The following is a 12,339-nucleotide window of genomic DNA, read 5'->3' as shown; positions in this document are numbered from 1 at the left end:
GTGTGCTTCGCTGTTCGCGTGACGGTCGACAGCCGCATCAACATGAGACAAACTCAACCTTTTCGAGTTGTTAACAAGTTTCCCTCATGGAGCCCCCGGTGCTTGAAATCCGTCACCTCAAGACCCTGCACGCCTTGCGCGAAGCCGACAGCCTGGTGGATGCGGCCGATCGCCTGCACCTGACCCAGTCAGCCCTGTCTCACCAGTTCAAGGAGCTGGAAGAACGCATGGGCATGCCGTTGTTCGTGCGCAAAACCAAACCGGTGCGTTTCACCAGCGCCGGTTTGCGTCTGCTGCAACTGGCCGACGCCACCCTGCCGCTGCTGCGCGCCGCCGAGCGCGACATCAGTCGCCTGGCCGGGGGCACCGCCGGGCGCTTGCACATGGCCATCGAGTGCCACAGTTGTTTCCAGTGGCTGATGCCGACTATCGACCAGTTCCGTGATGCCTGGCCGGAAGTCGAACTGGACCTGGCTTCGGGTTTTTCCTTCGCCCCGCTGCCGGCCCTGGCCCGTGGCGACCTGGACCTGGTGGTGACCTCCGATCCGGTGGATCTGGCCGGGATCACCTATGTCCCGCTCTTCACCTATGAAGCGATGCTCGCGGTGGCCAACCAGCACCGTCTGGCGAGCAAGGCCTACATCGTCCCGGAAGACTTGCTCCCGGAAACCTTGATCACCTACCCGGTGGAACGGGATCGGCTGGACATCTTCACCCGTTTCCTCGAACCCGCCGACGTCGAACCGGCCCAGGTCCGCACCTCGGAACTGACGGTGATGATGATGCAACTGGTGGCCAGCGGTCGCGGCGTGTGCGGCATGCCTCATTGGGCACTGCATGAATACAGCTCGCGGGGTTACGTGAAAGCCAAGCGGCTCGGTGAGAAAGGTTTGTTCGCCACGCTATATGCGGCGATCCGCGCCGACATGCTCGATGCGCCGTACATGCGTGACTTCTTGCTGACGGCCAAGGACACGTCGTTTTCGACGCTCGACGGCGTCAGTGCGGTTCGATAGAGCAACACCCATCTGTAGGAGCCGGCTTGCCGGCGAAGGCGGTGTCTCAGGCGACATTGCGTAGACTGATCCGCCGCTTTCGCCGGCAAGCCGGCTCCTACAGGGATCTGTGGTGGCTTCAGAGCTCGCGCCACATGTGGATTTTGTCGAAATAGTCCTCACCCACCCGCACCGCCATCGGTTCAAGCCCGAACTGAATGAACCCGCAACGCTGGTAAAGATTGAATGCAGCATCGTTGCCGGCGGTGACGGTCAACTGGATCAGGCGCAAACCCGCATGGTTCTGCGCCTCGGCCAGTGCAGCCCGGACCAGTTGATAGCCGAGACCGCGCTGGCGAACCCTTGGCGAGACGTACATGCCGAACAGCGTCGCCTTATGCCGGGCCTTTTCCCGAGGCTCGAACGCGAGGCCGACAATGCCGGCCAACCGGCCTTCTGCAAACGCCCCAAGCACCACGTCCAGCTTGCCGGTCAGGCGCGATTCCCACCAGCTCAGCGGCATCGCCGCCCGCTCACGCACACTCGAGGTGAAGGCCTGCGGGTGCAGGTCGTAGGCTTCGAGCATCAGCGCCCGATAGTCCAGGGCATGGCTGGCATCCAGTCGCTCGATCCACATGCTCAAGCCATCCGTTTTTGCTCAAGCATCAGCCGCAGTGCCAGCCCCGACAGCACGAAGCCCATGAAATAGCGCTGCATCGCCAGCCAGGCCGGATTGTTGACGAACCACGAGGCGATGCCTGCGGCAAACATGGCGATCATCAGGTTGACGCAGAAACTGACGCTGATCTGGGTCAGGCCAAGGATGATGCTTTGACTGAACACCGAGCCATGCTCCGGCGTGATGAATTGCGGAAACACCGACAGATAGAACACCGCGATTTTCGGGTTCAGGGCGCTGGTCAGAAAGCCCATGGTGATCAGTTTTCGTGACGAGTCCGGGGGTAATTGCTGCGCCTCGAACGGCGACCGCGCACCAGGCTTGACCGCCTGCCAGGCCAGCCATAAAAGGTACAGCGCACCGGCCCACTTCAATACCTCATAGGCCATCGGCACCGCCAGGAACACCGCGGTCAAACCGGCAGCCGCAGCGAACAAATGCACGAAGAATCCGGCGACCACACCGAGCAATGAAATCACCCCGGCCTTGCGCCCCTGGCAAATCGAACGGGAGATCAGGTAGATCATGTTCGGCCCCGGCGTCAGCACCATCAGCAACGCGGCAGCGGCAAAAATCAGCAAGTCTTGAAGCGGGATCATGGGCGAAGTCCTTTGCGTAATGATCAGGCGATCGCGGTCAGCGATGCTCGATAAAACGGCAGGATCAGGTCCCGTGTCAATGGCGCCAGAACGACACCACCCTCGGTGGCCGGGTCGATCCAGATCACTTCTTCGATCTCCGCCGCCGGCGTCACGTCGGCATCGATGCTCAATTGAAAAATCTCGGCGTGTACGACAAAGCCCGGCTCGTTGGCCGCCGGTGCCGAGAAGGGACCGAGGTAAACGGCCTGCGCCGGGTCGATGTCCAGACCCAACTCTTCTTCCAGCTCACGGGCCAGCGCATGAACCGGCAGCTCGTGAGGCTCAATCTTGCCACCCGGCTGCATGAACGCCGTGGTACCGCGCTTGCGCACCAGCAACGTGCGGCCGTCAGGGTCGATCAGCAGGGCAGCGGCGATGCGGATGATGCGAGGTGACGCGGATAAAAGTGTCATGGATCAGATTCGGTCGTGGATGAAAGGCGCAAGGATCACATGAGGGCAGAAGACCGGCAATGCCATTGTAGGAGCTGGCTTGCCAGCGATGTCCCTCTCACCAGCGACGCAAGTCTTGAGATTGCTATCGCCGGCAAGCCGGCTCCTACAAGGGGTGTGGCCTGGCTTATGCAGCTTCCTGGAAATCCATTTCCGGCGGCTGCCGACGGAAACCGCCGGTCAACACCGCCAGGTACACCACACCAATCGCCAGCCAGCTCAACCCCAGATAAACCGCCAGATGATCGAGGCTGACCATCAGCCACAAATCCGCTGCCAGGCCGATGAACGGAAACAGCAGGAACAGCACCAGTTCACGCAGGCCTTTCTTCTCGCCACCGATCCAGTAATGGAAGATCACCGACAGGTTGACCAGGCTGAACGCCAGGAACGCGCCGAAGTTGATGAACGAGGTCGAGGTGGTGACGTCCAGTTTCAGTGCCAGCAACGCCACCACCGCACACAGCAGGATGCTGTTGATCGGCGTGCCGAAGCGTTCGTGCAAGGTGCCGAAAAACGCTTTCGGCAGCACGCCGTCACGGCCCATGGCATACAGCAACCGCGAACCGCTGGCCTGGGCCGACAGACCCGAGGCGAACTGACCGACGATCAGGCCGATCAGGAAGATCGAGACGAACAGGTCACCGCCAATGTTGCGGGCAATTTCATAGGCCGCCGAGTCGACACTTTCGAACTGGAACGACGGATGGGCGATCTGCACGAAGTACGACACGCCAACGAAAATCAACCCGCCGATCAGGGTGATCAACATGATTGCCCGGGGAATGGTGCGACGTGGATCGCGGGTTTCTTCGGTCAGGGTGCTGACCGCGTCGAAACCGAGGAACGAGTAGCAGGCGATGGCCGCGCCGCTCATGATCAACGGCATCTGCATGTCGCCATTGAAGAACGGTTTGATCGACCACAACGGCGTACTCGCATCACCACCGACGTAATGCACGCACAACGCGACGAACGCGATCAGCACCAGGAACTGCACCAGCATCAGCAAGGCGTTGATGCCGTTGGCCAGTTTCAGGCCGACGATGTTGATCGCGCTGGTGATGCCGATGAACGCCAGCACCCAGATCCACTGCGGCACCGCGGGGAATGCGGAGTTGAGGTAGGCCGCGCCGATCAGCCAGATCGCCATGGGCAGGAACAGGTAATCGAGCAGCACCGCCCAACCGGCGATGAACCCGAGTTTCGGGCTGATGGCCTTGCGCACATAGCTGTAGGCCGAGCCGGCCACCGGGAACGCCGAGGCCATGCGCCCGTAGCTCATGGCGGTGAAGAACATGGCCACCAGTGCTGCAAGGTACGCGGCCGGCACCATGCCGGCGGTGGATTGAGCGAGGATGCCAAAGGTGCCGAGCACAATGATCGGCGTCATGTAGGCGATGCCAAACAGCACCACCGACCCCAGCGACAGGGTGCGTTGCAAACGAGCCATGAGCGACTACTCCGAATTTTATTGGATTTATGGCAGAGCCGAGTTCGGCGCAAATTACGGGTGTTGCGTTGTTGTTCTTCGGTGAATGATCAAGCAGGTGTGTCGTTTGGGAGGGCCTCTTCGCGAGCAAGCCCGCTCCCACATTGGTTTTATGTGGGAGCGGGCTTGCTCGCGAAGGGGCCAGCACCAGCCACACAGAATCCGGATCAGCTTTTGGGAATCAGCAGCTCGCGCAACCCGCCGGCCTGCTCGACCACCTCCCCCGGCAACTTCAGCCGCTGATCATCCAGATAGCGATAATCCTGGCGCGCCGCCGTCAGCTGGTTCAGGTCCAGCTCGACCGCAAACTGCCCTTCCTCGCGTCCGGCTTCGAACAACAAGGTGCCCAGCGGATCGACCAATGCGCTGCCGCCGGCAAACAGCAAACCACCGTCACCCGCTTCCACCCGGTTGACCATCAGCGCAAACGCCTGGTTTTCCTGGGCGCGGGCCATGATTGCGGTGCGGTGGGTCGGGCCATACGGGTCCATGTTGCCGTTGGTGACAATCAACAGTTCGGCACCCAGTTGCGCCAGGGCGCGGGCGCTTTCGGGGAATTCGATGTCGTAGCAAATCAGCAGGCCCACGCGCACGCCGTTCCACAGGCAGGTGGCGTAGCGATCGCCCGCCTCGTAGACACCGCGATCCGAGGCCCACAAGTGAGTCTTGCGGTATTTCAGCGCAATGCCTTCAGGGGTGATCAGCAGCGTGGTGTTGTAGAAGCGGCCGTTGTCGTTCTCGGCCATGCCGATGGCCACGGCGATATTGTGCTCGCGGGCGGCGGCGATCACCGAGCTGACGGACGGTCCGTTAAGCGCCTCGGCCACCTCGGCGACGGACTCGGCCGAAGGGAAGCCCATCAAATGGCCTTCAGGGAACATGATCAGCTGCGTGTCGGCTGCGCACCCGGCAATCGCCGCCAGGGTGCGTTCGAGGTTGTAAGCCGTGTCGTTATCACGACCTGCCAATTGGGCGAGTTCGACCTTCATGGGTATTCCTTGTTATGGACCGGGCGGCAGAAAGATTGCCCGGTCGGTGTCTGTGCGCCAGTATGCGCAGCAAGCAACCGGGCGGGGAATCACGCCGCTGGGGTAACACGATAGGGGTAGATGCATGACACTCTCGTTGGACGACATCGCCTGGCACCGCTCGGTGGGGCAACTGATCGACGCCCTGGACAAGCCCAATTTCTGGACCCAGCTGGTGCGTTTGCTGGATCAGTACGTGTCCTTCGACAGCTGGGTGGCCCTGCTTTTCAGCGCCGACCAGCGCCCGCAGGTGTTCGCCGAGTGCCCAGGCGAGGACGGTAGCCCCGACCAGTTGTTCCAGGATTACCTGCGCGGCCTGTACCTGCTCGACCCGTTCTACATTGCCTGCCGCGAGCAGTCGCGCACCGGACTGTATCGTTTGTCGGAAGTGGCCCCGGAACACTTCGAGTTGACCGAGTATTACCAGCGCTACTTTCGTCTGAATGTGGTGGCCGACGAAATCCAGTTCAATTGTCAGCTCGAAGGTGACCGCACGCTGTGCCTGTCTCTGGGCAGCACACAGCGCTTCAGTAGCCAGCAGATCGCCTTGTTGTCGTTGATCCAGCCGTGGGTGCTCGGCTTGTTGCGCCAGCGTCTACCCTATGAAATCAACGAAGTCGTGGCCCTGGCCCCCGCACCACCGCAAGCCGATTGGCGGGTACAACTGGAAGCTTCGGTGCAGCAGCTCAAAGGCGCGCAGTTGACCGCCCGGGAGCTGGATGTCGGGCGTTTGATGCTCAGCGGTTGCTCCAGTAAAGAAATCGCCCGTAAGCTGGAAATCTCGGTCGAAACCGTGAAAGTCCATAAGAAACACATGTACAGCAAGCTGGGGATCAAGTCCCAGTCCGAGCTGTTTTCAATTTTTCTCCAGGCACAAAATGCCTGAACGTCCTGTGGAGCGCTTTGCTTTTATGTGGGAGCGGGCTTGCTCGCGAATGCGCTGTGTCAGCCAATCAGTATGCTGAAAGTGATTCCGTCTTCGCGAGCAAGCCCGCTCCCACAGTGTTTTGTGTTTAGCCAAATTTATTGAGTCCGAACCCAAGGAAACCGTATGAGCCTGTCACTCCTGAGCCGCTACGCCTTCTTTGCTGTCTGCGTGATCTTCACCCTCGCCAGCCTGCCGTTTCTTGACTATGACTGGCTCTGGCCGATCACCGCCGTCACCGGCGTCCTCAGCCTGATCGGCCTGTTTGACCTGCTGCAAATTCCCCACGCGGTGCGTCGTAATTACCCGATCCTCGGCAATATCCGCTATCTGGTCGAAGGCATCCGCCCGGAAATCCGCCAGTACCTGCTCGAATCCGACAGCGACGCCCTGCCCTTCTCCCGGGCCCAGCGTTCGCTGGTCTATTCCCGGGCCAAGAATGAAACCGCCGACAAACCCTTCGGCACGCTGATTGACGTGTATCAGTCGGGTTTCGAATTCATCGGCCACTCCATGCGCCCGGCACCGTTGAGCGACCCTAGCGGTTTCCGGGTGACGGTCGGCGGTCCGCAGTGCACCCAGCCGTACTCGGCGTCGGTGTTCAACATTTCAGCCATGAGCTTCGGCTCGCTGAGCGCCAACGCCATCCGCGCGTTGAACCAGGGCGCCAAGCTCGGCAATTTTGCCCATGACACCGGCGAAGGCAGCATCAGCCCCTATCACCGGGAACACGGTGGCGACCTGACCTGGGAACTGGGCAGCGGCTATTTCGGTTGCCGCACCAGCGACGGTCACTTCGACCCGGAACGCTTCGCGGCGCAAGCCCGGACGCCGCAGGTGCGGATGATCGAAATCAAGATGAGCCAGGGCGCCAAGCCCGGCCACGGCGGGATCCTGCCCAAACACAAGGTCACCAAAGAGATCGCCGAAACCCGCGGCGTCCTGATGGGCGAAGACTGCGTGTCACCGTCGCGCCACAGCGCGTTTTCCACGCCCATCGAAATGATGCATTTCATCGCACAACTGCGTGAACTGTCCGGTGGCAAACCGGTGGGCTTCAAGTTCTGCCTCGGCCATCCGTGGGAGTTCATGGGCATTGCCAAGGCCATGCTGGAGACTGGCATCCTCCCGGACTTCATCGTGGTGGATGGCAAGGAAGGTGGTACCGGCGCGGCGCCTGTGGAGTTCACCGACCACATCGGCGTGCCGATGCGCGAGGGCCTGCTGTTCGTGCACAACACCCTGATGGGCCTGAACCTGCGGGACAAGATCAAACTCGGCGCCAGCGGCAAGATCGTCAGCGCCTTCGACATCGCCAGTGTGCTGGCCATCGGTGCCGACTGGGCCAACTCGGCGCGTGGCTTCATGTTCGCCATCGGTTGCATCCAGTCGCAGAGCTGCCACACCAACAAGTGTCCGACCGGCGTCGCCACCCAGGACGCCCTGCGCCAGCGTGCGCTGGTGGTGCCGGACAAGGCCCAGCGCGTATTCAATTTCCATCGCAGCACGCTCAAGGCTTTGGCGGAAATGCTCGCCGCCGCCGGCCTCGAACATCCGTCGCAGTTGTCCGCCAAGCACCTGGTGCGGCGCATGTCGGCGACCGAGATCAAGCTGTTCTCGCAGTTACATGTATTCCTCAAACCCGGCGAGCTGCTGACCGGTGAAGTGAACGGCGAGTTCTACTCGCGGATGTGGCAGATGGCGCGGGCGGACAGTTTTGAGCCCAATGAAGTGGCAGCCGCCTGACGTTGACTCCAGCGCTGAAGGTTCGGGACGACTTCAGCGCTCGCCGTCGAGTATAAACAGGCGCGCCTCGACTTCCTCTCCCTTGAGGGTCTGCGTCTGTTTCCACCCCTTGGGAAATGTCACGACTTTTTCCGGCCGGGGCCTGCCGGTCACCCACCAGACTCTTTTGGAACTGAGTTTTACCGTTGCGACATTGTCGAAAAAAATCCAGTCCAACGTCTGAGGGATAAGAAGCCAGCCACCATAGTTGAAGGGACCGTCCGAAGCTCCTGTCGGTAATCGGGCGATGTAAAGCCTCGGCTGGATACCCGTGGTGTTGTAGTAATGGAATGGCAAATACCAGTACAAGCCGTCAATGACCAACTCGTCGCCCGCCTCGGCCTCCCTCTTGATGCCATCTGCCAACGTATCCAGCCTGGCCATTTTACGAATGAAGGTTCCGTTCATCCCGTCTTCCTGCGAATACACTTTCTGCAGTCCATGTACTTCCCCTGCAACAAACACACTCAAGCAGAGGAGTGCAATCACAGGACGTCGTTCAGCCAACCGATCCAGCACAACGGCGACGAACAAAGGCAAACCGGCTGCGGCAAACACCAGGTACCTGGGAACGAAGATCGGAACGGCCAATGACAAGAAAAATGCCGTGATGAGCGGCACGAAGAAGTAGCCGATGACCAGCACGGTCGAGCGGCGGTCCGTGCGCCTATACCGCCACGCCATCACACAACAGGCGATCACCACCGCCGAGACAATCAGCGTCCCCCACAACCCGCCCTCCGTGGTTGAAATCATCGCCGCACATTGCGCGATAAAGCTCGGCAACATCTCCCATGTGGTCGGCGATATCCATTCGAGCCCTTTCATTTTCCACGTCTGGTCAATCAGATGCGGTAACCAGGGCGAATACAGCGCGACAATCGCGACATTGGCCATCAGCCACTTGCGCACAGGCAACAATGCCGACTCGCTACTGCCCAGTCCCGACCAATACAGCCAATGCACCAGCACACCGAGCGCTGCAAAGTAGTGTGTGTAGAAAGCTGCTGTCATCAGCAGCACGTACATCACGGGATAGCGTTTGAGTTGCGGTTGCCGACTCCAGCAGACCAGCGCAACCGTGGCGGCCATCAGCCAGAAACCGACGAGCGTGTACATGCGCACTTCCTGGCTGTAACGAACCGTGATCGGCAGCAACACCAGCAAAACTGCGGCGATACAGGCCGCTCTTCGCGTGGCGAGCAGACTCATCAGTTTGATACAGAGCAGCACCGTGCCCACATCCGCCACGGCGCTCAGGCCGCGCACAGCCACCACACTGGTACCAAACAGCATCGTCCAGTAATGAAGAATCACGTAATACAACGGTGGATGAACGTCTCCCGCCGTGGTGGACCAGATCAATGCCGGCGAACGCTCGCTCAGCATCAGGCTATAGCCTTCGTCGTACCAGATGATCGGGACTGAAATCCCGTGAAATCGAACGATCAGGGCCAGGGTGAACAACGCCAGCACAATCGATGGATAGACGGCCAGACGCCACCGACGCACCTGAACATCCTCGGCCAGGTGTTCCATCGTGTTCATACAATCCTCTTCAGTGAGGGTTTGTCGGCTGGCTCGTCACTGCCTTTGATGATGTCCTTGATGACATAGCGGGGCCGATGCTTGGACTCCATATAGATGCGCCCGATGTATTCACCGAGGATGCCGATGCCAATCAATTGAACACCGCCCAGAAACAGAATCGCTGTCATCAGGGACGGATACCCCGGGACATCGTTGCCGAACAGAATCTTGTCCAGAATCATGTAGGCCGCATACACAAGTGCCGCCAGCGAGATGATGCCACCCACGTAGGACCAAACACGCAACGGCACCGTGCTGAACGAGGTGATGCCTTCAAGTGCCAGGTTCCATAGCTTCCAGATATTGAATTTGCTTTTGCCGGCGGCACGTGGCGCGCGATCGTACTCAATGACTCGCGTATTGAATCCGGCCCATGACAGCACCCCCTTCATGAACAGCTGCTGCTCCGGCAGGCTCTTGATGACGTCGACGACTTTCCTGTCCATCAAGCGAAAATCACCGACATTTTCTTCGATGCGAGTCGAGGCAATTCGATTGAGCAGGTGATAGAACAGGGCCGCGAAATGGCGTTTGAAATAACCGTCGGCCGAACGATTGCGGCGCTTGGCAAGCACCACGTCAGCGCCATCGGTCCACTCCTTGATCAGCCGGGAAATGACACTGACCGGGTCTTGCAAGTCCACATCCATCGGAATGACCGCATCACCGGTGGCATGTTCCAGCCCGGCAAACAGCGCAGGCTCCTTGCCGAAGTTGCGCGAAAAATTAATCAACAGCACATCGCTGTCCTGCCGAGCGATCGAACCCGCCAGCAATAAAGTGTGATCGGTGCTGCCGTCATTGATAAACAGGATTTCAACCTGATAGGGGCTTAGCGAGGGTTCCTGGCGCACGGCCTGGTAGAACAGGTCGATCGCCTGTTCTTCATTGAACACCGGAACAATCAACGAGACTTTCATGCGTCACGCTCGCGAAACACCACGTATTTGGAATACAGGAAGCCGAGCACCAGGCTCAATGCCGAAAACAGGGCCACGGTGAGCAACCCGTGCAATCGCCAGACGTCGCCCAAATGGCCGACACCCAGGCTCAATGCCCCCATTCCCGAAACAAACAGTAGATAACCAACGACCGAGATCCGGGTGGCGAAGGTAAATTGCGCGTTCATGTAGAAGGAGAACGACGCAGCCACGCAAAATGCCGCCAGGTTGCTGACTGCCTGACTGAGGCCGGCGGCGACGCTCAGCAGGAAAAAGATCTGCCAGTGAATCAGGGTGTTGGCGACCCCGATCACCGTGTAACTGGACAGCCCTTTCCACAACAGTCTCATGGGAGACTCCCGCTTTTTAGAACGTTGCACTCATTAATATTTGAGCCTGTCTACTGTCAGAAATCGCAGGTTTTTGAACCTTTCAGACCAGCGGTTGAGCCTCGGGGCAACGCCCGAGACATCCGGTAATATCCCGACTTTGCAATTGCCCGCGAATCAGTCCACCCTGCGCGCCGCCGCTTGAGCGCGCGGCCTTTTGCGCCCACGGCCAAGCCCATTTTCACCTGCTGTTACGAGCCTGCTGCCATGACGTTAGCGCGCGATCACCGGATCGACTTTTTTCGTGGTCTGGCACTGATCTTCATCTTTTGGGATCACGTGCCCCACAACCCTTTGGGGCAAATCACCTTGCGTAACTTCGGTTTCAGCGATGCGGCCGAGGTTTTCGTGTTTCTGGCCGGTTACGCGGCCGTGCTGGCGTACGGCAAAGTCCTGGCACGCGAAGGCTTTCTGATCGCCTGCGTGAAAATCCTGCGCCGCGCGTGGGTGCTCTACGTGGTGCATATTTTCCTGCTGGCGATGCTGATGGGCATTGTGTTTTTCGCCAACAGCCACGTGGAAACACGGGATCTGGTGGAGGAAATGGGCATGCATCACTTCATCAGCAACCCGCAGCAAGCGTTGATCGATGAGTTGCTGCTGCGCTTCAAACCGAACCTGATGGACCCGCTGCCGTTGTACATCGTGCTGTTGGCGGGCTTGCCCCTGGTGCTGCCGCTGCTGGTGCGCAAAGCCTGGGTGGTGGTCGCGATGTCGGTGGCGCTGTACCTGATGGTGCCGCTGGCTGGCTGGAACCTGGCGGCCATCAAGGACGGCGTGTGGTATTTCAACCCGGTTGCCTGGCAGTTGCTGTTCGTGCTCGGCGGTGCCGCTGCGATCCACAGCCAGCGCCCGCGCTTGCCCGAATCTCGCCCGCTGATACGCCAGCCGTTGTTTGTGAGTGCGGCGCTGTATGCAGTGGCCGCGGGGGTGTTGACCGTCTTGTGGCGTTGGCCGGAAATTCACGATGCCGTGATCCCGGCGAGCGTGCAAAACTTTCTGTACCCCATCAGCAAGACCGATCTTTCCCCTGTGCGCCTGCTGCACTTCCTGGCACTGGCCTACGTCACGGCGAAACTGATTCCCGACAGTGGATGGACGCAAAACTGGCTGGCGCAGCAAAGCTGCCGCATGGGCCGTTTCTCGCTGGAGATTTTCTGTCTGGGCGTGCTGCTGGCGCCATTGGCGGACATGGTCAATGCGTTGACCGACGATGCTTTCGCCATGCAGATCTTTACCGCACTGGTGGGGGCCGGGTTGATGGCGTTGCTGGGAGCGTGGCTTGAGTTCAACAAGCGTTTGAATCGAGCACTGAAAACTGTGCCCGCACTGGACCGCCTTATGTAGGAGCGAGCTTGCTCGCGATGGTCGTTAACGATTACGCGTCTTTACTGGCTAAACGCGGCGTTTTCGAGTCCATCG

The 12,339-nt window shown here is 59.7% G+C and carries 12 protein-coding genes; 4 read left to right on the top strand and 8 right to left on the bottom strand.

Features of this window, described 5'->3' with window-relative positions; translation table 11 throughout:
• Window positions 1-98 precede the first annotated feature (98 nt).
• Window positions 99-1,016, top strand: a complete 918-nt coding sequence (gene metR / locus AC07XF_RS11375) for a transcriptional regulator MetR (protein ID WP_495026564.1) — start codon at window positions 99-101, stop codon at window positions 1,014-1,016.
• Between the two features lie 118 nt (window positions 1,017-1,134).
• Here the strand turns inward: metR and AC07XF_RS11370 are convergent, their stop codons facing one another.
• The 5 genes from AC07XF_RS11370 to AC07XF_RS11350 all read right to left on the bottom strand — a co-directional run bounded on the left by AC07XF_RS11370 (window position 1,135) and on the right by AC07XF_RS11350 (window position 5,248).
• Window positions 1,135-1,632: a GNAT family N-acetyltransferase gene (locus AC07XF_RS11370; RefSeq protein WP_495026563.1), complete on the bottom strand. Its 498-nt coding sequence runs from the start codon at window positions 1,630-1,632 to the stop codon at window positions 1,135-1,137.
• Window positions 1,633-1,634: 2 nt separating this feature from the next.
• Window positions 1,635-2,273, bottom strand: coding sequence for a LysE family translocator (locus AC07XF_RS11365; RefSeq protein WP_495026562.1), 639 nt, complete (start codon window positions 2,271-2,273; stop codon window positions 1,635-1,637).
• 23 nt (window positions 2,274-2,296) lie between these two features.
• Window positions 2,297-2,728, bottom strand: a complete 432-nt coding sequence (locus AC07XF_RS11360; RefSeq protein WP_495026561.1) for an NUDIX hydrolase — start codon at window positions 2,726-2,728, stop codon at window positions 2,297-2,299.
• A 166-nt stretch (window positions 2,729-2,894) separates the two neighbouring features.
• A complete protein-coding gene (locus AC07XF_RS11355) occupies window positions 2,895-4,220 on the bottom strand; it encodes an APC family permease (protein WP_007985737.1) in 1,326 nt (441 codons plus the stop codon).
• 206 nt (window positions 4,221-4,426) lie between these two features.
• Complete coding sequence (locus AC07XF_RS11350; protein WP_495026560.1) at window positions 4,427-5,248, bottom strand: carbon-nitrogen hydrolase family protein; 822 nt, start codon at window positions 5,246-5,248, stop codon at window positions 4,427-4,429.
• Window positions 5,249-5,372: 124 nt separating this feature from the next.
• On the opposite strand from AC07XF_RS11350, the gene AC07XF_RS11345 reads away from it, so the two are divergent.
• Both AC07XF_RS11345 and AC07XF_RS11340 read left to right on the top strand, forming a co-directional pair.
• Window positions 5,373-6,173, top strand: a complete 801-nt coding sequence (locus AC07XF_RS11345; protein ID WP_008000231.1) for a helix-turn-helix transcriptional regulator — start codon at window positions 5,373-5,375, stop codon at window positions 6,171-6,173.
• Between the two features lie 165 nt (window positions 6,174-6,338).
• On the top strand, window positions 6,339-7,958 hold the full coding sequence (locus AC07XF_RS11340; protein ID WP_495026559.1) for an FMN-binding glutamate synthase family protein: 1,620 nt from the start codon (window positions 6,339-6,341) through the stop codon (window positions 7,956-7,958).
• Window positions 7,959-7,991: 33 nt separating this feature from the next.
• Here the strand turns inward: AC07XF_RS11340 and AC07XF_RS11335 are convergent, their stop codons facing one another.
• The 3 genes from AC07XF_RS11335 to AC07XF_RS11325 are packed head-to-tail and all read right to left on the bottom strand — an operon-like array spanning window position 7,992 to window position 10,878.
• Window positions 7,992-9,545, bottom strand: coding sequence for a glycosyltransferase family 39 protein (locus tag AC07XF_RS11335; RefSeq protein WP_495026558.1), 1,554 nt, complete (start codon window positions 9,543-9,545; stop codon window positions 7,992-7,994).
• Entirely contained in the window at window positions 9,542-10,507 is a 966-nt protein-coding gene (locus AC07XF_RS11330; protein WP_495026557.1) for a glycosyltransferase family 2 protein, read from the bottom strand. Before AC07XF_RS11330 ends, AC07XF_RS11335 begins: the two co-directional genes overlap by 4 nt.
• Window positions 10,504-10,878 carry a GtrA family protein gene (locus tag AC07XF_RS11325; protein WP_495026556.1) on the bottom strand — a complete coding sequence of 125 codons (375 nt, stop codon included), beginning with the start codon at window positions 10,876-10,878 and terminating at the stop codon, window positions 10,504-10,506. Before AC07XF_RS11325 ends, AC07XF_RS11330 begins: the two co-directional genes overlap by 4 nt.
• 246 nt (window positions 10,879-11,124) lie before the next feature.
• Between AC07XF_RS11325 and AC07XF_RS11320 the strand changes: the two genes are divergently transcribed.
• A complete protein-coding gene (locus tag AC07XF_RS11320; protein ID WP_495026555.1) occupies window positions 11,125-12,264 on the top strand; it encodes an OpgC family protein in 1,140 nt (379 codons plus the stop codon).
• The last annotated feature ends 75 nt before the right edge of the window (window positions 12,265-12,339 follow it).

This window comes from Pseudomonas sp. GW821-FHT01C01, assembly GCF_059422645.1.
The sequence above is the reverse complement of the archived record's forward strand: the minus strand, read 5'-3'. Positions and strand labels throughout refer to the sequence as shown.